19 protein-coding genes, 1 pseudogene and 1 riboswitch are annotated in these 22,640 nt (G+C 69.0%); of the genes and pseudogenes, 11 read left to right on the top strand and 9 right to left on the bottom strand.

Annotated elements, in window-relative coordinates:
• The first annotated feature begins 12 nt into the window (after positions 1-12).
• From KIP79_RS18375 to KIP79_RS18355, 5 genes and pseudogenes are all read left to right on the top strand, one after another.
• On the top strand, positions 13-795 hold the full coding sequence (locus KIP79_RS18375) for a TSUP family transporter (protein WP_308169775.1): 783 nt from the start codon (positions 13-15) through the stop codon (positions 793-795).
• Positions 796-918: 123 nt separating this feature from the next.
• Positions 919-1,518, top strand: coding sequence for a superoxide dismutase (locus KIP79_RS18370; RefSeq protein WP_214106048.1), 600 nt, complete (start codon positions 919-921; stop codon positions 1,516-1,518).
• A gap of 25 nt (positions 1,519-1,543) precedes the next feature.
• The gene (locus KIP79_RS18365) at positions 1,544-2,140 is read left to right on the top strand and encodes a GNAT family N-acetyltransferase (RefSeq protein ID WP_214106047.1); all 597 of its coding nucleotides are present in this window, start codon (positions 1,544-1,546) and stop codon (positions 2,138-2,140) included.
• Positions 2,141-2,168: 28 nt separating this feature from the next.
• Complete coding sequence (locus tag KIP79_RS18360; protein WP_214106046.1) at positions 2,169-2,372, top strand: heavy-metal-associated domain-containing protein; 204 nt, start codon at positions 2,169-2,171, stop codon at positions 2,370-2,372.
• A gap of 16 nt (positions 2,373-2,388) precedes the next feature.
• A pseudogene (locus tag KIP79_RS18355) lies at positions 2,389-3,743 on the top strand (heavy metal translocating P-type ATPase); the annotation flags it as partial.
• A 185-nt stretch (positions 3,744-3,928) separates the two neighbouring features.
• Here the strand turns inward: KIP79_RS18355 and KIP79_RS18350 are convergent.
• A complete protein-coding gene (locus KIP79_RS18350; RefSeq protein ID WP_214106045.1) occupies positions 3,929-4,435 on the bottom strand; it encodes an acyl-CoA dehydrogenase family protein in 507 nt (168 codons plus the stop codon).
• Between the two features lie 136 nt (positions 4,436-4,571).
• Between KIP79_RS18350 and KIP79_RS18345 the strand changes: the two genes are divergently transcribed.
• From KIP79_RS18345 to KIP79_RS18335, 3 genes are all read left to right on the top strand, one after another.
• Positions 4,572-5,993 (top strand): PepSY-associated TM helix domain-containing protein, encoded by a 1,422-nt coding sequence (locus tag KIP79_RS18345; RefSeq protein WP_214106044.1) that lies wholly within the window; start codon positions 4,572-4,574, stop codon positions 5,991-5,993.
• 95 nt (positions 5,994-6,088) lie between these two features.
• Positions 6,089-6,293: riboswitch (cobalamin riboswitch) on the top strand.
• Between the two features lie 211 nt (positions 6,294-6,504).
• Positions 6,505-8,826: a ribonucleoside-diphosphate reductase subunit alpha gene (locus KIP79_RS18340; protein ID WP_214106043.1), complete on the top strand. Its 2,322-nt coding sequence runs from the start codon at positions 6,505-6,507 to the stop codon at positions 8,824-8,826.
• Complete coding sequence (locus KIP79_RS18335) at positions 8,823-9,848, top strand: ribonucleotide-diphosphate reductase subunit beta (RefSeq protein ID WP_308169774.1); 1,026 nt, start codon at positions 8,823-8,825, stop codon at positions 9,846-9,848. Before KIP79_RS18340 ends, KIP79_RS18335 begins: the two co-directional genes overlap by 4 nt.
• A gap of 87 nt (positions 9,849-9,935) precedes the next feature.
• Here the strand turns inward: KIP79_RS18335 and KIP79_RS18330 are convergent, their stop codons facing one another.
• The 8 genes from KIP79_RS18330 to KIP79_RS18295 all read right to left on the bottom strand — a co-directional run bounded on the left by KIP79_RS18330 (position 9,936) and on the right by KIP79_RS18295 (position 19,390).
• Positions 9,936-11,444 carry an FGGY-family carbohydrate kinase gene (locus tag KIP79_RS18330; protein ID WP_214106042.1) on the bottom strand — a complete coding sequence of 503 codons (1,509 nt, stop codon included), beginning with the start codon at positions 11,442-11,444 and terminating at the stop codon, positions 9,936-9,938.
• 6 nt (positions 11,445-11,450) lie between these two features.
• Positions 11,451-13,067 (bottom strand): hypothetical protein, encoded by a 1,617-nt coding sequence (locus KIP79_RS18325; protein ID WP_214106041.1) that lies wholly within the window; start codon positions 13,065-13,067, stop codon positions 11,451-11,453.
• Entirely contained in the window at positions 13,064-14,074 is a 1,011-nt protein-coding gene (locus KIP79_RS18320; RefSeq protein ID WP_214106040.1) for a ketose-bisphosphate aldolase, read from the bottom strand. Before KIP79_RS18320 ends, KIP79_RS18325 begins: the two co-directional genes overlap by 4 nt.
• 11 nt (positions 14,075-14,085) lie before the next feature.
• Positions 14,086-14,721: a class II aldolase/adducin family protein gene (locus KIP79_RS18315; RefSeq protein WP_214106039.1), complete on the bottom strand. Its 636-nt coding sequence runs from the start codon at positions 14,719-14,721 to the stop codon at positions 14,086-14,088.
• Complete coding sequence (locus KIP79_RS18310; protein WP_214106038.1) at positions 14,718-16,202, bottom strand: FGGY-family carbohydrate kinase; 1,485 nt, start codon at positions 16,200-16,202, stop codon at positions 14,718-14,720. Before KIP79_RS18310 ends, KIP79_RS18315 begins: the two co-directional genes overlap by 4 nt.
• Complete coding sequence (locus tag KIP79_RS18305) at positions 16,199-17,089, bottom strand: carbohydrate ABC transporter permease (RefSeq protein WP_214106037.1); 891 nt, start codon at positions 17,087-17,089, stop codon at positions 16,199-16,201. Before KIP79_RS18305 ends, KIP79_RS18310 begins: the two co-directional genes overlap by 4 nt.
• Entirely contained in the window at positions 17,086-17,997 is a 912-nt protein-coding gene (locus tag KIP79_RS18300; RefSeq protein WP_214106036.1) for a carbohydrate ABC transporter permease, read from the bottom strand. Before KIP79_RS18300 ends, KIP79_RS18305 begins: the two co-directional genes overlap by 4 nt.
• A gap of 64 nt (positions 17,998-18,061) precedes the next feature.
• Positions 18,062-19,390 (bottom strand): ABC transporter substrate-binding protein, encoded by a 1,329-nt coding sequence (locus tag KIP79_RS18295; protein ID WP_214106035.1) that lies wholly within the window; start codon positions 19,388-19,390, stop codon positions 18,062-18,064.
• 292 nt (positions 19,391-19,682) lie between these two features.
• Between KIP79_RS18295 and KIP79_RS18290 the strand changes: the two genes are divergently transcribed.
• The 3 genes from KIP79_RS18290 to KIP79_RS18280 all read left to right on the top strand — a co-directional run bounded on the left by KIP79_RS18290 (position 19,683) and on the right by KIP79_RS18280 (position 22,420).
• Positions 19,683-20,750, top strand: coding sequence for a LacI family DNA-binding transcriptional regulator (locus tag KIP79_RS18290; RefSeq protein ID WP_214106034.1), 1,068 nt, complete (start codon positions 19,683-19,685; stop codon positions 20,748-20,750).
• A 187-nt stretch (positions 20,751-20,937) separates the two neighbouring features.
• A complete protein-coding gene (locus tag KIP79_RS18285) occupies positions 20,938-21,252 on the top strand; it encodes a calcium-binding protein (protein WP_308169773.1) in 315 nt (104 codons plus the stop codon).
• On the top strand, positions 21,245-22,420 hold the full coding sequence (locus KIP79_RS18280; protein ID WP_308169772.1) for a hypothetical protein: 1,176 nt from the start codon (positions 21,245-21,247) through the stop codon (positions 22,418-22,420). Before KIP79_RS18285 ends, KIP79_RS18280 begins: the two co-directional genes overlap by 8 nt.
• Positions 22,421-22,640 lie beyond the last annotated feature (220 nt).

The following is a 22,640-nucleotide window of genomic DNA, read 5'->3' as shown; positions in this document are numbered from 1 at the left end:
GGAGAGCCCGTTGTGACCTGGCAGGCTGACGTGCTGGGCTTCGCGGCCGGGCTTCTGATCGCCGTCTTCACCACCCCGGTCGGGGTGTCGGGCGCGGTGTTTCTGCTGCCGGTCCAGCTCACTGTTCTGGGCATGCCGAGCCCCGCGATCACCCCGACCAACCTGCTCTACAACGTCGTCGCCACCCCCGGAGCCCTGGCCCGCTACCGAACCAACGGCCAGCTGTACGGTCCGCTCACCCGGCTCCTCATCTGCGGCACCTTGCCCGGCGTCGTCGTCGGAGCGGTCATCCGCGTGTTCGCCGTACCCGGTGACCAGGTCTTCCGCCTCTTGGTCGCGGTGCTCCTGCTCCCGCTGGGGTTGTGGCTGTGCGCCCGGACCCTGCGCCCACCACGGCGGCTGGCCCTGCGCGCGCCGTCCCCGCTCCTGGTCTTTCTGCTTGCCTTGGCGGTCGGCGTTGTCGGCGGTATCTACGGGATCGGTGGCGGATCGATACTCGGTCCCTTCCTGGCCGGCCTGGGCATGTCCCTCGCTCAGGTCGCACCGGCGGCGCTCGCCTCCACCTTCCTGACCTCGATCGTCGGCGCCGCGGCCTACGCCGTGCTGTCCCTATCCGCCCCGGGCGATGTCGCTCCCGACTGGAGCCTCGGCCTGATGTGCGGCCTGGGCGGCCTGATCGGCGGCTATCTGGGTGCTCGCCTCCAGCCACGCCTCCCCGAAACCGCGCTGCGCCTCCTGCTCGGCACCTTGGCCATCGCTCTGGCCCTGGTCTACCTCGGTCAAAGCCTCACCTGAGGCTGCACCGGTCCGAAATCACCAGAAATTGCTTATTGCGAACCTTTCGCACCATAAGACGGAGGGGTGAGACACTCTTGCGGGCATACTGCTGTTGCAACTAGTTCGCAATAAGGAGATCGAGTGAGCCCGTACACCCTGCCGGACATGCCCTACGACTACGCCGCCCTGGAGCCCGCGATCACCGGCGAGATCCTTGAACTCCACCACGCCAAACACCACGCCGCGTACGTCAAGGGCGCCAACGACACCATGGACCGGCTCGCCGAGGCCCGGGACAAGGGCGAGTTCAGCGGCCTGGTCGGGCTGGAGAAGACCTTCGCGTTCAACCTGTCCGGGCACGTCCTGCACACGATCTTCTGGCAGAACCTCTCCCCCGACGGCGGCGACCGCCCCGGCGGCGAACTCGGCGACGCCATCAGCGAGCACTTCGGCTCCTTCGAGGCGTTCCAGAAGCAACTCACCACCGCGACCGCGACCGTGCAGGGCTCCGGGTGGGGTGTCCTGGCCTGGGAGCCCCTCGGCCGGCGACTGATCGTCGAGCAGGTCTACGACCACCACGGCAACGTCGGCATGAACACCACCCCGCTGCTGGTCTTCGACGCCTGGGAGCACGCGTACTACCTCCAGTACCGCAACGTGCGCCCCGACTACGTCGAGAAGCTGTGGTCGCTGATCAACTGGCCGGACGTCATCGCCCGGTACGACGCGGCCCGCGCCTGACCAAGCCCGGCTCCAGATGGTTTCGGTGACCCTGGCGGACAGTGTGGCCGTGCCGCTGCTGTCCGCCGTGGCCGATGTGGGCGGCGAGGTGTTCACCCGGCCGCCTTGGCGTGAGCCGTACGCGCAGGCACGGACGGTGGCCGCGCGGCTGCTGGCCGATTCGGCACGTCCCGGCTTCGTCCTGGCGGTGGCCCGCCAGGGTCACGAGGTGGTCGGTTTCGCCTACGGGTACCGGTGTTCGGCCCTGGCCGCCACGGCCGCGCGGCCCTGCGGAGCCGACTTCACCCTCAAGGAGCTGGGCGTGCTGCCGGACTTCCGCGGCCTGAGCATCGGGGTCGCGCTCCACGACCAGGTACTCGCGGCCTCCGGCGGCGGACCGTGGTGGCTGATCACCCACGTGAACGCGACCGCCGCCCTCGGCCTCTACCACCGCCGCGGCTGGCAGGCCGTCTCCCGCCACCCCACCGACACGACCCGCATCATCATGCGAAAGGCGGTTCCCTCACCTCCGCCTTGGCCATTATTGACGTCCTCATGCCGCAACCTCCGGGAACCCCTCGCGGCCGGGAACCGACTTCTGTGCCGGGCCGAACCGTCCGGCACGGTCGCCCGTACCTTGTAGCGGCGAAATCTCCGGTGAGAGGACTCGTATGGACGTCAAAACGTTCGTGGTTGGCGGGATGAACTGCGGGAACTGCGTGACCTCCCTCAGTCAGAAGGTGTCGGCCGTCGCAGGCGTGACCGGTGTGGAGGTGGATCTCCCCACGGGACGGATGGAGGTGACCGCGCATGGCGCTCTCGACGAGAGCGCGGTACGGCAGGTCGTGACCGACGCGGGTTTCCAGGTGAGCTGAGCATCGCGAGGTCGATATGAACGTGGTGGAGACGACCGTCACCGAGCTGAGCATCGGCGGAATGACCTGTGCGTCGTGCGCGGCGCGCATCGAGCGGAAGCTGCGGAAGATCGAGGGCGTGTACGCCGTGGTCAACTACGCCACGGAGAAGGCCGGCGTGACCCATCCGGCGGGTCTCGAACCGGCCGCCCTGGTGGCCGAAGTGGAGAAGGCCGGTTACACCGCCCAGGTCGCTCAGGCATCAGCACCCCCGTGGTGACCTACGGCGGCCGGCCGTTCCACCGGGCGGCATGGGTGAACCTCCGGCATGGGACCGCGACGATGGACACCCTGGTCTCGCTGGGCACGTCGGTGGCGTTCGGATGGTCGTTGTGGGGGCTGGTCACCCTGCTGCTCGACCCCCACGCGGCCCACTCGGGACATTCTCCCGTGTACTTCGAGGTGGCCGCCGGGGTCACCGCCTTCGTCCTGGCGGGCCGCTACCTGGAGGCCCGGGCCAGGAGACGTGCCGGTGGCGCGCTCCGCGCGCTGATCGCGGCAGGCGCCAAGGACGTGTCGCTGCTGGCGGATGGCCGGGAGATCCGCGTACCGGTGGAGCAGGTCCGGGTCGGCGACCAGTTCGTGGTACGGCCGGGCGAGAAGATGGCCACCGACGGCGTGGTGGTGGACGGCTGGTCGGCCGTCGACGCGAGCCTGGTCACGGGCGAGGCGACCCCGGTCGAGGTGAGGACGGGCGACGCCGTCGTCGGCGCGACGATCAACGTGAGCGGGCGGCTGGTGGTGCGGGCGACCCGGGTCGGAGCCGACACGGTGCTGGCCCAGATCACCCGGCTGGTGGAGGCCGCGCAGGAGGGCAAGGCCCGAGTCCAGCGGTTGGCCGACCGGGTGTCGGCAATCTGCGTGCCGGTGGTCCTCGTCCTGGCGGCGGTGACGTTGTCGGCATGGTTAGCCGTGGGCGCCGAGGCCAAAGCCGCCATCAGGTCCGCCGTCGCGGTGCTCATCATCGCCTGCCCGTGCGCTCTCGGGCTGGCGACGCCGACCGCGTTGCTCGTCGGGACGGGACGCGGAGCCATGATCGGCATCCTCATCCGGGGACCCGAGGCGTTGGAGCGAACGCGCCGCGTGGACACCGTGGTTCTGGACAAGACCGGAACCGTCACGACCGGGTTGATGACCTTGCACCGCACCGTCGCCGCCGAGGGTGAGGACGCCGGGGAGGTGCTGGCGGTGGCCGGAGCGCTGGAGAGCGCATCTCGGCACCCCATCGCGCAAGCGATCTCCTCGGCCGCCTGCTCGCCGTACGAGGCGGAAGGGTTCAGGTCGCTGCCGGGGCTGGGGGTTGAGGGAACCGTGACAGGACGCTCGGCTCTCGGGCGCACGCTCCGCGTCATCCAGAGCAACCTGTTCTGGGCGTTCGCCTACAACCTCGCCGCGTTGCCGGTGGCGGCCCTGGGCGGCCTGGACCCGATGATCGCCGGAGGCGCCATGGCGCTGTCAAGCGTTTTCGTGGTCGGCAACAGCCTGCGCCTGTACGGCTTCCGCCGGGAGGTGGCCGCCTAGCGGAGGATCCGCCGGGCCACCGAGGAGACGTGCAGTTCGTCGGGGCCGTCGAGGATCCTGGCGGTACGCCCGGATCGGAACAGATGCGGCAGCGGGGTGTCGGGGCCGAACCCGGCCGCGCCGTACACCTGCATGGCCGCGTCGGTGACCTGGTTGAGCATCCGCGCCGCGGCGACCTTGGCCAGGCCGATCTCCATGGACACGTCCTCGCCGGTGTCGTACCGGGTGATCGTGTCGAACACCAGGGGGCGGCAGCTCCGGATGGCCAGGAGCGCCTCGAAGACCATCCGCTGGACGAGTTGCAGGTCGGCCAGCCTGTCGTCAGAGGTGCGCGCGAGGACGAAGGCCAGGTCGGCGCTGCCCGCGCCGGAGACGAACCACTTCCCCCCATGCACGGTCCACGTTCCGTCCGCCTGCCGCCGGGCGCGCGTGGTGATCAATAAGGGGTCGGATCCGGGGGCGCCCGGTTCGTTCCCGCGCAGAGCGCTGTCGACGGCCCCCATGCGCGACGTCTGCCACAAGCAACGGCACCGGCTTGACCTGATTGTGAGAGGAATCCCGTGACCACCGACCAAATTCCCCAGCCCGACACCGCGGCGGCGCGGCGTCTGGACGCAGCTGCGGCCGCTGCTGCTGCGGATGCACTTCTACGCGGGCGTGTTCATCGCGCCGTTCATCCTGATCGCGGCCGCCACCGGCCTGCTGTACACGGTCGCGTCGCAGATCGAACAGGCCGTCTACGACCATGAGCTGCACGTTCCCGCCGGAACGACCGCGCTTCCGCTCAGTGGGCAGGTCGCCGCGGCCAGAGCGGCCCACCCGGACGGCGAGATCACCGAGGTGATGCCCGCCATCGACGCGACCAGCACCACACGGGTGGTCTTCAGCGACGCCACGGTGCCGGACGACTACGCGATGGCGGTCTTCGTCAATCCGTACACCGCGGAGGTGCGCGGGCAGGTGCCGACGTTCGGGCAGTGGCTCGGCGTACGCGCCTGGATCGACGAGCTCCACCGCACCCCGCACCTGGGGGCGTTCGGACGGAACTACAGCGAACTGGCCGCGAGCTGGATGTGGATCGTCGTGCTCGGCGGGCTCGCGCTGTGGATCGGGCGGCGCCGTACCGAACGAAAGCTGCGGCGCGTGCTCCTGCCGGACACCTCCAGCCGGGGACGGACCCGCAACCTGTCCTGGCACGCGACGACCGGCGTCTGGATCGCCATCGGATTGCTCCTGCTCTCGGCCACCGGACTGACCTGGTCCAACTACGCCGGGGCGAAGATCGCCGATGTCCGCTCGCTGCTGGACTGGCACAGTCGGCCGCTGGAGACCAGCCTGAGCGCCGGAACCGGCAGCGGGGCCGGACACCAGCACGGCGCCACGGCCGCCGCGAGCGGCGACGCGGTGTTCACCACCGGGGCGGGAATCGACGGGGTCATGGCCACCGCCACGGCCCAGGGTCTTCAGGTGCCCCTCTTCATCAGACCGCCGGAGGACGCGGGGTCGGCTTGGAGCGTACGGGAAAGGAAGCGGGACTGGCCCACCCGGTTCGACGCCATCTCCGTCGACGGCACCACCGGCACGGTCGTCGACCGGGTGAACTTCGCCGACTGGCCGTTCATGGCCAAGATGACCGACTGGACGATCGACGCCCACATGGGCATCCTGTTTGGTCTCGCCAACCAACTCGTCCTCATCGCCCTGGCGGTCGGCGTCATCCTCATCATCCTCCGCGGCTACCGGATGTGGTGGCAACGCAGGCCGAGCAAGCGCAACGACACCGGCCCTCGCTTCGGGCGCCCGGCACCGCGCGGCAGCCTCCGCGCGCTCTCTCCGGGCGTGCTGATCCTGGTCACCGTGGTCACCCTGTTCATCGCGTACTTCGTCCCGCTGTTCGCCATCAGCCTCGGCGTCTTCCTCGCGGTCGACGTCCTGCTCGAACGCCGCAGGACCACCCGGCAGGACTCGGCTCTCCCCACCACCCTCGACCCGGCACCACCCGCGTCCGCGGTGGACACCGCGGACGCAGCACAGGTCACCTCGGGCAGCACTGCTACGTGACAGACGAGGCCGTGCCGGCTTCGCTGGGGGACATCTCGCGTGATCCTGGTCTCAGCACGACATATAGGGGTGTGACATTTCCTTCGGCCCTATATATGGTGTCCCCTGCAGCCGGTTCGGCCGTTCACTCAGGGCGGCTGAGGCAAGAGGGAACCCGGTGGGAATCCGGGACTGCCCCGCAGCGGTGAGTGGGAACGACCGCCGTCAGGCGCACTGGGCCACGTGCCTGGGAAGCGACGGCCAGTAGGAGCGAGTGCCACGCCCACGAGTCCGAAGACCTGCCGGCTGTGCCGTACACGTGCCTGTGTGCGGTGCTCCGAGGCCGCGCGGGACGGCCGACGGCAACCGGCGCCCGGGCTGAGCGGCGTCCTTGCCGGCGCCTCCCGCGTGACTTTCGGTTCATGACCGAGTTCGCGAGGAGAGAGCTGTGACGGTCACCGGGGACACAGTGACAGACCTGACCAGTACAAAGTCGGGGAAAAGGGACGAGCCCTCGCCCCGACGAGCGCAGATGCAGGTGCGCAAGCGCAACGGCCGCACCGAGCCCGTCAACGTCAACAAGATCGTCCGGGCGGTGGAGCGCTGGGCCGACGATCTCACCGACGTCGATCCGCTGCGGATCGCCACCAAGACGATCAGCGGCCTGTACGACGGGGCGACCACAGCCGAGCTGGACCGGCTGTCGATCCAGACCGCCGCCGCGATGATCAGCGAGGAGCCGCAGTACTCGCGCCTGGCCGCCCGCCTGCTGTCCGGGTACATCGACAAGGAGGTGCGCGGCCAGGGCATCGCCTCCTTCAGCCAGTCCATCCGCCTGGGGCACGCGGAAGGGCTCATCGGCGACGCGACGGCCGACTTCGTCCGCGCCAACGCCCGCAAACTGGATGACGCGATCGACCCCGCGGCCGATCTGCGTTTCGAGTACTTCGGCCTGCGTACGGTCTACGACCGCTACCTGCTGCGCCACCCGTCCACCCGGCTGGTCGTCGAGACACCGCAGTACTGGCTGCTGCGCGTGGCCTGCGGGCTGGCCGAGTCGCCCGCCGAGGCCATCGGTTTCTACCGGCTGATGTCGTCGCTGGCCTACCTGCCGAGTTCGCCCACGCTGTTCAATTCGGGCACCCGGCACACCCAGATGTCCTCCTGCTACCTGGTGGACTCGCCCCGCGACGACCTGGGCTCCATCTACGAGCGGTACGCCCAGATCGCGCAGTTGTCCAAGTTCGCCGGCGGCATCGGCATCGGCTGGAGCCGGGTGCGCTCGCGCGGCGCGCTGATCAGGGGCACCAACGGGCACTCCAACGGCATCGTGCCGTGGCTGCGCACCCTGGACGCCTCGGTGGCGGCGGTCAACCAGGGCGGCCGGCGCAAGGGCGCGGCCTGCGTCTACCTGGAACCGTGGCACCCGGACGTGGAGGAGTTCCTGGAGTTGCGGGACAACACCGGCGAGGACGCCCGCCGTACCCACAACCTGAACCTGGCCAACTGGATCCCCGACGAGTTCATGCGCCGGGTCGAGGCCGACGGCATGTGGTCGCTGTTCGACCCCGATGAAGTGCCGGAACTGCCCGATCTGTGGGGCGCGGAGTTCGTCGACGCCTACCGGGTCGCCGAACTGGCCGGTCGCCACGTCCGGCAGGTCAGGGCACGGGACCTGTACGCCCGGATGATGCGCACCCTGGCGCAGACCGGCAACGGCTGGATGACCTTCAAGGACGCCGCCAACCGGCTCTGCAACCAGGCGGCGGAACCCGGCAACGTGGTCCACCTCTCGAACCTGTGCACCGAGATCATCGAGGTGTCCAGCGACGCCGAGACCGCCGTCTGCAATCTCGGCTCGGTCAACCTGGCCGCCCACGTGGCGGGCGACGGCCTCGACTGGGAGCGGCTGCGCGCCACCGTACGCACCGCGGTCACCTTCCTGGACCGCGTGATCGACATCAACTACTACCCGACCGCGCAGGCCGCCGCGAGCAACCCGCGCTGGCGGCCGGTCGGCCTCGGCGTCATGGGGCTCCAGGACGTGTTCTTCGCCCTGCGCCTGCCGTTCGACTCGGCCGAGGCCAAGGAGCTGTCCACCCGGATCGCCGAGGAGATCTACCTGTCCGCGCTGGAGACCTCCGCCGACCTGGCCGAGCGTTTCGGCGCCCACCCCGCCTACGACCAGACCTGGGCGGCGCGCGGCAAACTCCAGCACGACCTGTGGGGCGTCCCCGGCACCCAGGCCGACCGCTGGGCAGCGCTGCGCGATCGGATCGCCGCCCACGGGCTGCGCAACTCGCTGCTGATCGCCGTCGCGCCCACCGCCACCATCGCCTCCATCGCCGGCTGCTACGAGTGCATCGAGCCGCAGGTGTCCAACCTGTTCAAGCGCGAGACCCTGAGCGGGGAGTTCCTGCAGATCAACAACGCTCTGGTGGCCGAGCTGAAGGCGCGCGGGCTGTGGACCGAACCGATCAGGGCGGCCATCAAGCAGGCGGAGGGCTCGGTGCAGGGCCTCGCGGAACTGCCCGAGGAGATGAGGCGGTTGTTCCGCACGGCGTGGGAGCTGCCGCAGCGGGCGTTGATCGACATGGCCGCGGCGCGCTCGCCGTACATCGACCAGAGCCAGTCGCTCAACCTGTTCATGAGCGCCCCCACGATCGACAAGCTCTCCTCGATGTACCTGTACGCCTGGAAGTCGGGCCTGAAGACCACCTACTACCTGCGGTCCCGGCCCGCCACCCGAATCCAGCAGGCCACCGTGCCGATCCAGGCCGCCACCGCGGCCAAGTCGGAGGAGGCGCTCGCCTGCTTGCTGGAGAACCCCGAGTCCTGCGAGGCGTGCCAGTGAGCGTCACCGACCCTGAGGAGAAGCCGATGCTGCTCGACCCGGGCATGAGCCTGACGCTGCGCCCGATGCGCTATCCACTGTTCTTCGACCGCTACCGGGACGCGATCAAGAACACCTGGACGGTGGAGGAGGTGGACCTGTACTCGGATCTCAAGGACCTGCCCGGCCTGTCCGCCGCCGAGCGGCACCTGATCAGCCGCCTGGTCGCGTTCTTCGCCACCGGCGACACGATCGTCGCCAACAACCTGGTGCTCAACCTCTACCAGCACATCAACGCCCCCGAAGCGCGCCTGTACCTGTCGCGGCAGCTCTTCGAGGAGGCCGTGCACGTGCAGTTCTACCTGAACCTGCTCGACACGTACGTGCCGGACGAGCAGGAGCGCTTCGCGGCGTTCGCGGCGGTGGAGAACATCCCCTCCATCCGGCGCAAGGCGGAGTTCTGCTTCCGCTGGATCGACTCCATCGGCGACCTGAACCGGCTGGAGACCCGGGCGGACCGGCGGGCGTTCCTGCTCAACCTGATCTGCTTCGCCGCCTGCATCGAGGGGCTGTTCTTCTACGGCGCCTTCGCCTACGTGTACTTCCTGCGGTCCCGCGGCCTGCTCAACGGGCTGGCCTCCGGCACCAACTGGGTCTTCCGCGACGAGTCCATGCACATGGCCTTCGCCTTCGACGTGGTCGACGTGGTACGCACGGAGGAGCCCGACCTGTTCGACGACGAGCTGGCCGCGCAGTGCCGCCAGATGCTGGCCGAGGCGGTCGACTGCGAGGCGCAGTTCGCCGAGGACCTGCTCGACCAGGGCGTGCCCGGCATGTCGACCGCGGAGATGCGCGCCTACCTGGAGCACGTCGCGGACCGGCGCCTGGCCCAGCTCGGCATCGAGCCGCTGTACGGGTCGAAGAACCCCTTCGCCTTCATGGAGCTCCAGGACGTGCAGGAGCTGTCGAACTTCTTCGAGCGCCGCGTCTCCGCCTACCAGGTGGGCGTGACGGGATCGGTCACCTTCGACTCCGACTTCTGACCGGGATCCGCCCCGGGCGTTCTGTCCGGGGCGGACCAGCTCAACGGTTGACGAACGACGACAGACCCCGCAACGGGCTGGACCTGATTACCTGCCTTGATTCGGCGTCATGGTCGACTCGTCCGACACCCGATCGGCAAGCCGGTGCACGAGCGGCGCGGTCGACGTGTAGAGCTCCAGGTAGTCCTCGAACAGGGCGTCGTAGCGGGCGGCCTGCGTTGCGTCCGGTTCGATGCGCCGGGTCGGCGGGTTCCACAGGGCGGTCTGGGCCGCGGTGGCGGCGCCGACCGCCTCGGCGGCGAGCATCGCGTCACCGTAGGAGGCTCCGACTGTCTCTCGCGGCAACGTCTGCACCAGCCCGGTGACGTCGCTGACGATCTGTGTCCACAGGTCGCCGGTCGTGCCGCCGCCGACCGGCGTCACCCGCTTCGGGTCGATCCCGGCCTTCCCCATCGCGATGAGGTTGTGCCGCACGCCGTACGCGATGCCCTCGAGAGCCGCCCGATAGAGGTGTGCCCGCCGGTGGCCCAGTGTGAGGCCCGCGACGACCCCCCGGGCCCGCGGGTCGAAGATGGGGGTCCGCTCGCCGGCCAGGTAGGGCAGCATCAGCAGTCCTTCGCTGCCCGGGGCGACGGCGGCGGCCTCGGCGGTCAGCTGGGCGAACCCGGTTCCGGTCAGGTCGGCGAGCCACGCGGTCGCCGAACCGGCGGTCGCCATCCCGCCCGCCAGGCAGCTGACGCCCGGCCGCACCCCGACGGCGGGCCACAGGCTGGTGCTGCTCAACGGCCGGTCGGCCATGGCGATAAGGAACATCGTGCTGCCATACATGAGCATGACGTCGCCCGGGTTCCGGACCGCGACGCTCTCCGCCTCCGCCCAGGCGTCGATCGTGCCGGTGGTGACCGGCAGACCGGCCGGGAGGCCGGTCTGCCGGGCCGCCTCGGGCGTGACTCGTCCGGCCACCTCGTTCGCCCAGGCCAGCGCCGGACGCTGGATCCGGGGCGCGAGCTCGTCCCACCAACCGACGTCCCAGGCACGCGACCGCTGGTCGTACAGCGGGCTCACCTGGCTCGCCGAGTGGTGATCGAGCACGTACTCGCCGGTGAGCCGGTGCACCAGGAAGGAACTCGCCATGAAAACCTTCCGGGTCGCGGCGAACACCTCCTGCTCGTGCCGGGCCAGCCAGGAGATTTTCGGCCCGATCGCCTGGGTGGTCAGCAGCGAGCCGCGCCGGGCGATCTCCGCCTCGCCCCACCGCTCGGTGAGCAGCGTGATCTCCTCCGTGGCGCGGGTATCGATGCCGTAGAGGATGGCCGGGCGCAGCGGCCGGCCATCCACGTCGGCGGGTAGCAGGCACGGCCCGATGCCGCTCACCGCGAGCCCGGCCGGGCGGAGCCGGGTGTCGGCGGTCAGAACGGCGATCACCTCCCGGAAGTCGGCCCACCACACGGACTCGGCGTCGTGCTCGAACCAGCCGGGCCGTGGACTGCTCGTCCGGTGCGCGACCTGGGTCCGGGCCAGCACCCGGCCGTCCGCCGCGACCGCCACGCCCTTGGTACTGGCGGTGCCGATGTCGACGCCGAGGAACACCTCCATGCCGGTTCAGGCCTCCGCGCCGTCCGCGGCCACGCCGCAGAGGTTGACCTGGATGCCCAGCTGGTGGGCGGTCAGCGCCTTCGCGGCCAGCACTTGATCAGCGGCGGCGGCGTCGGTGGCGTAACTGACCTGGATGTGGTTGGAGCGATGCCGGGCCATGAACTGGTCGCGGGTCACCCCGTGCAGTACGGCGTGCATGATCGGCCATTGCCGGGTGGTCTCGGACCAGCGTCGCTCGGTCTCGGCCGCGGTCAACTCCACCACGGTGGCCCGGCCGAGGTCCATGTGCAGTTCGCCGCCCTCCACGAAGATCCGTGACCAGACCAGTTCGCCGGGCTTGGCCACGCCGCGGACGGTGCCGCCGCCGAGCCGGAAGTAGAGCGCGGGCTGGCGCATCGAGTCGGTGCCGGCATAGCCGCCGACGTGATGTTCGGGCGGCACCGCGCCGGAGATCTCGAAGACCCAGACGAAGTCGCTGACGGTGCCGCCGGCATCCCGGTCGCCCCAGCGCACGTCGTGCAGGGTGGTCTCCACCGGCTGGCGGAGGGCGCTGCTGACCCGGGTGGTGAGCAGCGCGTCCAGGCCGGCGCATTCGTCGGCCTCGTTGAACAACGTGATCGGGGCGCCCGCGCGGATGACCGTGCCGTCGGCGCGGGTGACCGGCGGCCGGTCGGCGTTGTTGAGCAGCCCTTCGGCCAGGTCGGAGGCGGGAAGCACGTCGGCGAGGCCGAGCTGGTACTGGATGCCGATCACGTCGCAGCCGAACCGGTCGGCCATCCGGGCGGCCGCCGCGTACATTCGCAACTGGAGCAGCACCTGCTCGCGGGTCAGTTCGGTGTCAGGATCGGTGCCGAAATGAAAGGTCATCCCACGGTCGGTCAGCCAGCGCAGCGCCGCGACGGCCTCCTCCTCGGTCGCCGACATGGTCTCGGCGTACAGCGCGGACTGGGAGAGCCGCTCCTTGAACACACCAAGCGGGAAGAGCAGTTCGTCCGGGATGATCGCGTTGTACATCCCCATGCAGCCCTCGTCGAAGACCCCGAGGATGGCGCCGTCCCGGCGCAGCCCATCGACCACGTGGTCGGCGGCCTCGCGGGCCCGGCCATCGACCGACGAGGCGTCGAACGGCTTGACGTGCGACAGGTCGTGCCGGATCGTGCCGTCGCGCAGCCACTCCTCCAGCCGGAGTTCGAACCATTCGTCGTCGAACGTGCGGCTCCATACCGTCTCAAACGACCGGCCGGCTTTGGCGAGCGAGGCGTTGAGGTTCAGCAGGCCGACCAACCCCGGCCATTGCCCCTCCCAGTTGGCCACGGTGAGGATGGGGCCGCGGTGTCGCAACAGCCCGCCGAGAACCTGCTGGGAGAATTGCCACACGCCCTCGGCCATCACCACCGCGGCGTTCTCGGGGATGCCGCCCAACACGGCCAGCCCTTGTGCCTGGCTGGCGATGAAGCCATGCCCGTCAGGCGTTTCGGCCGGGTGGGCTCGGGTTACGGTCACGCCCCGGCGGGTGAACGCGGCGGTGAGCAGCTCCTCGAACCGCTGCTGGGCAGGCCAGCAGAGCAGGTTGGCCGAAAGCCGCTGGTCGCCGTTGGCGACCAGATAGACGTGCTCGATCATGCGTTGCCTCCCGAGTAGCGGACGGCCATCTCCGTGAGCGACCGAGCGCGGTAGTCGCCGGCGTGTCCGGCCTGTCCGAAGATGCGCATCCGCGCGGCGACCATGCGTTGCATGGCCGCCCGTCCGGCGCGCAGATAGGGGGCCGGGTCGACGTTGAGCGGGTCGGCGCCGAGCGCTTCGCGCACGGCGCCGGTGAAGGCCAGGTGCGAATCCATGCCCTGATTGATCTTCCGTACGCCCATGGCGATCGACCGGACCTTCTCGCTGTCCGGTACGCCCCATGACTCGGGCAGGCGCGCGCCGTGCCGGTTGTTCTGCTCGCGCAGTTCGGCCGGCAGCGACGACGAGCCGTGCATGACGAGGTGGGTGTCCGGCACCCGGGCTGCGATCTTCTCGATCAGCGTCATGTGCAGCACGGTGCTGTCCGGCGGTGTGTCGAACTTGTACGCGCCGTGCGAGGTGCCGATCGCCACCGCGAGCGCGTCCACCCCGGTCGCCGCCACGAACTCGCCGGCCTGTTCCGGGTCGGCGAGCACGATCGCCGCGCGCGACCCGTCGGTCTTGGAACCGCCGATCGTGCCGAGCTCGCCCTCGACCGAGACGCCCCGGCGATGCGCTTCGGCGGCCACCTCGGCGGTGACGGCGAGGTTCTCGGCGAACGAGGACGGAGTGCCGTCAGCGCGCAGGCTGCCGTCGATCATCACGCTGGTGAAGCCATGGTCCATCGCCCGCAGGCAGACGGCCGGGTGCGGGCCGTGGTCCAGGTGCAGCACCACGGGCAGTTCGGGGTAACCGTCGATCAGCCGGTGCAGGCCGGCCCAGAACCGCTCGTCGCTCGCGTGGGCGGTGACCCCGGCCAGCGCTGCCAGGATGGTCGGCGACGCGGTCTCGGCGGCGGCGTCCAACACCGCTTCGGCTTGTACGACATCGCTGACGTTGAACGCTCCGACGGCGTATCCGCCGCGGCGGGCCTCGTCCAGCGCTTGGCGGAGAGTGACCAGTGCCATCTGTCCGCCCTTCAGAGCGACTCGGTGATGCCGAGCGTCTTGTAGTCCAGGACGACCGGCTTGTCGGTCAGCGCCCGCGAGTACACCAGCACCTTGGCCGCGCTCTCCACCGCCACCGAGGTCTTGAACGCGTCCCGCAGGTTGGTTCCCACCGTGAGCAGCCCGTGGTTGGCCCAGACGACCGCGTTGAGATCACCCATCACGTCGCACATGGCGTCGCCGAACTCGGTGCGGTTGCTGAGCGCGAACGGCATGATCGGGACATCGCCCTTGGTGTAGATGACCATGTTGACCAGCGAGCCGGTGATCGGCTCCCCGGCGACGCCGAAGACGTTGGCGAAGACGGGCTCGGTGTGCACGATCGCGTTCACATCCGGGCGCCTGCGGTAGACAGCCAGGTGGACGGTCACCTCGGAGGAGGGCTCGTGCGGGCCTTCCAGCACGTTCGCATCGGCGTCGACGACCACCATGTCGTCGGCGGTCATCCGGTCGTACTCAAGGTCGGTCGGCGTGATGAGGAACCGGTTCTCGCCGGGCAGCCGGACACTGATGTTGCCCTGGGTATTGAAGTTGAGGCCGTACTGCATTGACAGCAGACAGTAGTCCAGCACGTTCTGCTTGACGGCTCGCAGGTCGAACTCGGTCACGGTTGCTCCTTCAGATGGGGATAGCTGCGGTCATGCGGAAGAAGGGTCGGGTAGAGGTCCCGGAACCGGCGCGACTGCGCGGTGTACCACGTAGCGGTGACCGGGTCGGGCGGGATGGCCGGTCGGCACTCCGGGGCGGGCAGGTCGGCGATCGAGGGGTAGCGGCCGATGCCGACGCCGGCCAGCAGCGCCGCGCCACGGGCGGCCGCGTGGCCGGGCACCGAGGTCAGCGGCAGACCGGACGCGTCGGCCCGGATGGCCAGCGAACGCAGGCTGCGCGCGCCGCCGCCGACGGCGTGCACCACGCCGACCGCGACGTCCCGCTCGGCCAGCGCGTCGACGATCTTGCGGATCTCGAAGCCGAACGACTCCAGGAATGCCCGGGCAAGGTCTGCGCGCGAGGTGCCCAGGGTGAGCCCGACGACGGCGCCGCGAGCCAGCGGGTCGTTGTCCAGCGTCCCTGAACCGGCGAAATAGGGCAGAACCAGCACCTGCGGCGGCTCGGCGGACGCCGCCTCGAACAGCGCGTCACGCTCCGCCGGGTCGGCGACGCCGACCAGTGTCGCGAACCAGTCAAGAGCCCAGCCGCCGGCGGCGGTGCCGGCCAGCGTCAGCCAGCTGCCGTCGCCCATCGGGTACGAGGCCAGGCCGGTGCCGGTCAACTCACGGGGGCGCCCAGCCGTGCCCACGGTGAGACAGTCGCTGGAGCCGAACGAGACGACCGAGATCGCGCCGCGCCGTCCACCCCCGCCAAGGAACGCGGCTGCCTGGTCGTGCGAACCGACGATCAGCGGCAGCCCGGCCGGCAGCCCGGTCAGCTGGGCCGCCTCGGCGGTGAGCGTGCCGACCACGGTCCCGGCCGGCACCACTTCGGGCAGGAGATCCGGGTCGACCCCGGCGGCGCCGGTCAGTTCGGCCGACCAGACCCCGGCTTCCACGTCGTAGGCCCCGGTACGGGCCGCCATGCTCGTATCCATGGCCGCTCGGGCGCCAAGCCTGCCGGCGACGTAGTCACCCAGACAGCGGTAGCCGTGCACCGCTGAACCTGTCCAGCCGGGACCACCGGAAGCGATCTTGTACAGCGAGAACATCGGGTGTGCCGGTTGTCCGGTGATGTGCTGGATCCGATCGGCGCCGAGTTCCGCGGCGACCCGATCCGCTACCTCGGTGCCGCGCCGGTCCATGCTGACCGGCGCCGGCGCGAGCGCGTGCCCGTTCCTGCCGACGGGGAGCACCGCTTCGCCCTGGACACTGAACGAGATCGCCTCGGGCGGGTCGGCGCCCACCGCCGGGTGGGTCGCGACCTCGGCGAGCAGGCCGGCCGCGGCGGCCAGCACCTCCTCGGCGTCGGTCTCCACCAGACCGGGACCGGGCCGGCTGAGCGCCGTTGCCCGCGCCGCCCCGGCGATCTCGGTCCCGGCGGCCGAGAGCGCGACCACGCGTACCCCGCTGGTGCCCAGGTCAACGCCGAAGAGGCTCATTTGATCGCTCCGGACAGGCCGTTGACCAGGTACCGCTGCACGGCGAGGAAGACCACGACGATCGGCAGCGAGATGAGCACCAGGACGGCGAAGAGCGCCCCGGGCTGGCTGAGGAACACTCCGCGATAGGCGAGCGGGATCAGCGTCAGCGGCTTGAGCTCGTTGTCCTGAAGGGTGACCAGCGGCAGCAGGAAATCGTTCCAGGACGACATGCACTGCCAGACCGCGACCACGGCGAGTGCCGGCCTGCTCAGCGGCAGGTAGATCCTCCAGTAGACGGTGAATTTGCTCGCTCCGTCGAGCGAGGCGGCCTCGTGCAGTTCCTCGGGCACCGCGAGGAACGATGTGCGGATGATGATGACCGCGAACGGCAGGCCCAGCGCGGTGTAGACCAGCACGAGGCCGACCAGGTTGTTGTACAGCCCCATGCTCTGCAAGATCTTGAAGACCGCCACCACGATGCTCGACATGGGCAGAATCAGGGCCAGAGTCAGGGCTCCGAAGATCACCGCCTTCAGCGGAACCCGCAGGCGCGCCAGCGCGAACGCCGTCATCGAGCCGAACAGCATCACCAGTAGCACCGACGGGACGGTGATCAGCGCGCTGTTGATCAGATTCCGCAGGATCGGGTTGTTAGTCCAGATCTCGACGTAGTTGCCCAACGACGGCTCGGCCGGGAACATCCCGAAGGCAGTGGTCTTGGGGTTCGAGGTGGGCAACAGCGACATCCCGATCACCATCGCGATCGGGATCAGCCACAGCGCCGCCATCGGCGCGAGCACGGCGTGCTCCCAGCGCAGGCGGCGGCGTAGCGGCTGACTCGCGCGGGTGGCGGCCTGGGTCGGGACGGCCGGGGCGGCCGTCGTTGTCTCTTCTGCGGTCTTCATTTGGCGTCTCCGGTGAGGAAACCCGAGCCGAACGCCCGCACCATGGACAACGAGCTGACCACCGCGATGAGGAGCAGGACCACGCTGATGGTCGAGGCGTAGCCGACGCTCTGCAGCTGGAACGCCTGCTTGAAGGTGTAGGTCGGGAGCATCTCGGAGGCGTGGTTGGGGCCGCCTTCGGTGAGTACGTAGACCAGTTCGAAGGTCTTGAGCGAGCCGATGACGCCGAGCAGCAGCAGGGAGAGGTGGGTCGGCCGGAGCATCGGCCAGATGATGCTGCGGACGGTACGCCAGGTGCTCGCCCCGTCGATCTTGGCTGCGGCCAGCACGCTGCTGTCGATGAGCTGGAGGCCCGCCAGGTAGAACAGCATGGAGAAGCCGGTCCACATCCAGACGTTGACGACGATCGCCGCGAAGATGGCCGTCTCCGGGTCGGCGAGGTAGCCGCGCGCCAGGAAGTCCAGCCCGGTCGCCTGGCCGACCTTGACGAACACACCGTTGAACGGGTCAAGCATGCGCTGCCAGACGATGCCGACGACGACGGGGGAAAGCACCGCGGGGACGAAGAAGATCGCGCGGTAGATCGCGCGGCCGCGGATTTTCTCGTTGAGCAGCAGCGCCAGGAAGAACCCGATCAACGCTTGCGGAATGATCGTCAGCAGGATCCACCACCCGGAGTTCTTCAGTGTGGTGATGAAGATCGGGTCGTCGAACAGCCGGGCGTAGTTGCCAAGCCCCGTGAAGACGCCCTGGTTGACCCCGTCCCAGTCGAGGGTGCTGGCCTGGACGTTGTAGACGATCGGGTAGACGACAAAGAGCACGAAAAGCAGGAAGGCGGGTAGCAGGAACATCGTTCCCGCAAGCCGTTCCCGGCGTACCGAGGTCTTGTCGATCTTTACGTAAGTCATGGTCAACTCCATTGCCGCGGGCGGGAGTTCACTCCCGCCCGCGGATACCGGCGGCTTTCGCCGCTCAACCCCCGACCTTCTCCTGTTCGGCCTGCATCTTGTCGGCAGCGGCCTTCGGCGTGAGCTGGCCGGTCGCGATCGCCGACAGCGCGTCTCCGAGCGCGGTGTCCAGCTGCGGGCTCTTCAGGTAGCGGGAGTACTTCACCTGGGGCATCCACTCGGTGGTGAGCGTCGTCCAGATCTGCTGCTGCTTGTCGCTGGTGAACTTCTCCGGATTGAGGCCGGTCACCGCAGGCAGGTCGTTGAACGTGTTGATCAACTTCTGGGCACCCGCGCCGGCGATCCAGTCGGTGAGGACCTTGCAGGCCAGGTCGGGGTTCTTCGTGTTCTTGGAGATGCCGAGTGCGACGTCGATGCCGCCGACGTACTGCGACTGCGCGGCACCGCCCGGAATGGTCGGGAACAGGAACGGCTGGTAGCCCGACATGCCCTCGGACAGGGGCGGGATACCCGTCTTGCTCGGGTCGGACTGCTGGATCCACCAGGCGCCGAGCGGGATCATCGCGGCGTTGCCCGCCTCGAACTGGTTCGCCCCGGACGGGTAGGCGTCCAGCCCGATCGCGCCGTCCTGGGCGATGCCGTCGGTGAACAGCTTGCCCCAGTACGTGAAGGCCTCGACGATCTTCGGGTTGGTCCACTTGTCGGAGCCGTCCTCGGCCTGGTAAACCAGGCCCGGCTCGACGTTGTTGGCGATCTGCAGGAAGACCACGTTGCGGAGCCAACTGTCCTTGGCCGGCAACATGAACGGCGCGTACTCCCCGCCCTTGAGCTGTTTCACGACCGCCACGAGCTCATCCCAGGTCTTCGGGATCTGCGCGTTCCCGGCCTCGAAGATCTCCGTGTTGGCCCACAGGTTGACCGTCTGCACCAGCAACGGGAGCGAGTAGAAGTTCTCGTCGCCGGCTGGGTTACCGAGCCGGGCCTGGTCGATGCCGATCGGGTAGAACTTCTTCTGCCAGTCGGCGCCCCACGTCTTCTGCGCGCAGTCCTGCAGCGGCAGGAGGTTCGACCGGTACTGCTGGGTGAGCGCGCCGGGCTGCAGGCCGATGATGTCGGGCATGGTGCCGGACGACGCGCGGGTCTGCAGGTCGACCAGGTACTCGGGATAGTTGAAGATGGTCGCGTCGATCTTGGTGTCGGGGTTGGCGCTGGTGAAGGCGTCGACCATCTGCCGAGTCGTCTGTTCGATCGGGCTCCAGGAGCGGAAGGTCAGCGCTCTTAAGCCGCTCTCGTCACTGGAGTCTTGCTTGCTGGCGCTGCCGGCACACCCGGCGAGAACGATGCTGAACGCCGTCGCCGCTGCGACGGCGGCGGATTTCTTGTGCCGCTTCACAGGGGCTCCTTCCACGAGTGAGGACCTTGTTGGGCCAACGGATGCGTTACGATTACATGACCAACATGGTTCGCACAAGAGTCAGCTACCAGCAACTTCATGATTACATGATCACCTCCACGCGGCATCCTGGCCAAAAATCGACCGCATCTTGCCAGGTTTTATGTAATCGTTTACAGTCGGCTTCGGGCCGAGACGACGTACCTTGACGGCGAGCCGGTACTCTGTTTCCGCCTCAGACAGAGGGGCCCGCCGTCGCGAAAGGCCTGACTTGACGATCACCATCCGTGACGTGGCTCGACTCGCCGAGGTGTCGACGGCCACGGTGTCGAGGGTCTTCGCCTCCGACACCGCGGTCCGGCCGGAGACGGCCCGGCGCGTGCGGGAGGCGGCTCGGCAACTCGGTTACGTGCCGAACACGCTGGCCAGATCGCTGCGCCAGCAGTCCTCCGCCACCTGGGCGCTGATTATCGCGGACATCGAGAACCCGTTCCTCACCCAGGTCACCCGCGGGATCGAAGACATCGCTCAATCCGAGGGTTACTCCCTGCTTCTCTGCAACACCGACGAGCGGCCGGACAAGGAGGCGAGCTACCTGAGTATCGCCGAACAGTTCCGGGTATCCGGCGTGTTGATCACGCCTACCTCGCCCACCAGCCCGGTCGACCGGTTGCTCGCCCGCGGGCTGCCAGTGATCACCATGGACCGTCCGCTACGGCAGGACCTCGCCGTCGACACCGTTCTCATCGATTCCCGCAGGGCGGCCCGGGCCGCCGTGGACCGCCTGATCACCCGCGGGCACCGGCGGATCGCCTGCATCACCGGGCCGCGCCGGGTCTTCACCGCCGGCGAGCGGGTCCTCGGATACCGAGAGGCGCTGCACGAGGCCGGCCTGCCACTGCACGAGAGCCTGATCCGCTACGCCGACTTCAACGAGCAGGGCGGCCACCTCGCCGCCGTCGAACTTCTCGACGGGACCGACGCCGGTCCGGTCGAGGCGATCCTGGTGGCCAACAGCATGATGGCAGTCGGCGTCCTCCAGGTGCTGCGCGACCGGCAGCTGCGGCCCAGCATCGACGTGGAGATCGTCGTCTTCGACGACGCGCCATGGACCAGCCTGCTCACACCCGCGATCTCGGTGATCCATCAACCGGCGTACGAGCTTGGTCAGGTCGCCGGGAAGCTGCTGCTCGAACGCCTGCAAACGCCTGGGCAGCCTGCCCGCACGGTGATGCTCAACGCGACGTTGCCCGCCGAGAACACGGACGAGGACCATCCTCCGGCCGATGGCCTCGCATCATCCCATTTACGCCATCCCAAGCCCGACTTCCAACCACGAAGGTCGCGAGCACGATCGTGAACCTGCGAGGCTCGACAAAAGATCTACCGCCGACCTTGTGGATCGGCTCAGGTGCGTCCGGGCCTGGCGGCCTGGACGTGCCCGGCAAGGGATGTCTTCGCCCCGAAATCTGGGAGGCGTATCGGGCGGCGCATTCGTAGCGGGACAAAGTCGGCCATGAGAAGTCTGCTCGCTATCGTGGTCGCCCGTGGCCCCCGACATTCCCGATGACCGCCTGGATGAGCTGATCGCCGAGGCGACCCTCGACGCCTATGACGAGGAGGAGCAGCGGGCAGCGTTCGCCGCCGTACTCCAGGACAACCTCCAGGTGCCTTTTGAGACGACCGTGCTGGGCGTCCCCGTCACCGTAACCGGCGTCAAGGACTCCCCAGGAACCGGCATCGCGGCCATCTGCCGCCATGGGAAGCACCGGCAGCTGATCGGCATCCTGGACCTGCCGCTGCCCGAGCCGCCCCCGGCCGGAGCCGAGTGGATCGCCGCCTACCGGCGCTGGGGTGGGTGAGCACGTGAGCGAGTACCAGTACTACGAGTTCCTGGCTCTGGACCGACCGTTGACCGACCGGCAGCAGGCCGAGGTGCGGGCGTTGTCGACCAGGGCGCAGATCACCGCCACCAGTTTCACCAACGACTACCAGTGGGGCGATTTCAAGGGCGACCCGAACAAGCTGATGGAGCGCTACTACGACGCCCATCTCTACTACGCCAACTGGGGCACCCGCCGTCTCATGCTCCGCCTCCCCACGTCGCTGCTCGACCTGGCCACCACCGAGCAGTACGCCGTGGGCGAGCAGGTGTGCGCGTGGACCTCCGGCGGACACGTGATCGTGGACCTGACCAGCCAGGAGGAAGAGGAGACCTGGGATCTCGACCTCGACCACATGCTGTCCTCACTGGTCGGGGTACGAGCCGAATTGGCCGCAGGTGACCTGCGGCCCCTGTATCTGGCCTGGTTGTCGGCCTACGGGGTCTGGGAACGTGACGAGGACGCCTTCGACTACGACGAGGAAGACGAGCTTGAGCCGCCGGTTCCGGCCGGGCTCGGTGGGTTGACCGCCGCCCAGCGGGCTCTGGCCGATTTCCTGCGCCTGGATGACGACCTGCTGACGGTCGCGGCGCAGGCCAGTCCGGCGGCGCACGCCGCGGGAGATGACCGAGCCGCGCTGACCGCGTGGGTGAAAGGGCTGACGGAGGCCCGCAAGGACGCCCTGCTGCTGCGGGTGGCCACCGGGGATGCCGCACGGGTGGAGCTGGAGCTGCGGCGGGAGTTCGCCGGCCCGGCCGCGACCGCCGACGGCCCTCGGCGTACGGTCGGGCAGTTGCTGGACGCGGCCGGCCAGGTACGGCAGGCCCGCCAGCGGGAGGAAGCCGCGCTGCGGGCGGCCGAGCTGGAGCGGCGGGAACAGCAACGTAAGCAGGCCCGCGAACGCCACCTCGCCGAACTCGCCGGGGAGGGTGAGCGGGCGTGGGCGCGGGTGGAGGCGTTCATCGACACCAAGAAGCCCCGCGAGTACGACCAGGCGGTCGAGATACTGCGTGACCTGCGGGAACTGGCCTACCGCGATGACCGGATGAGCGAGTTCACCGGGCAGTTCACTCGCCTGCGGGAACGCCACCAGGGTAAGCCCAGTCTGGTCAAACGGTTCAACGACGCCGGACTGGTGGGGCAATGATCCCGCCCGGCGAACTACTCGGGTCGGCTTCGGTCGCGATTTGGATGCAAGGGGTATTCCGGTTGACGTACGTGCACGAACTGCTGGGCCATTGCGAATTTGGCTGTCCAGGCTGAGATCCATCCAGCGCAGGCCGGCCTGTTCGCCCCGGCGCAGCCCGCGCAGCGCGGCCAGCCACCACAGCGGGAACAGGGGATCCGCGCGGACGCCGTCCACGAAG

It is taken from the genome of Acrocarpospora catenulata, assembly GCF_018476525.1.
Taxonomy (GTDB): domain Bacteria; phylum Actinomycetota; class Actinomycetes; order Streptosporangiales; family Streptosporangiaceae; genus Acrocarpospora; species Acrocarpospora catenulata.
The sequence above is the reverse complement of the archived record's forward strand: the minus strand, read 5'-3'. Positions and strand labels throughout refer to the sequence as shown.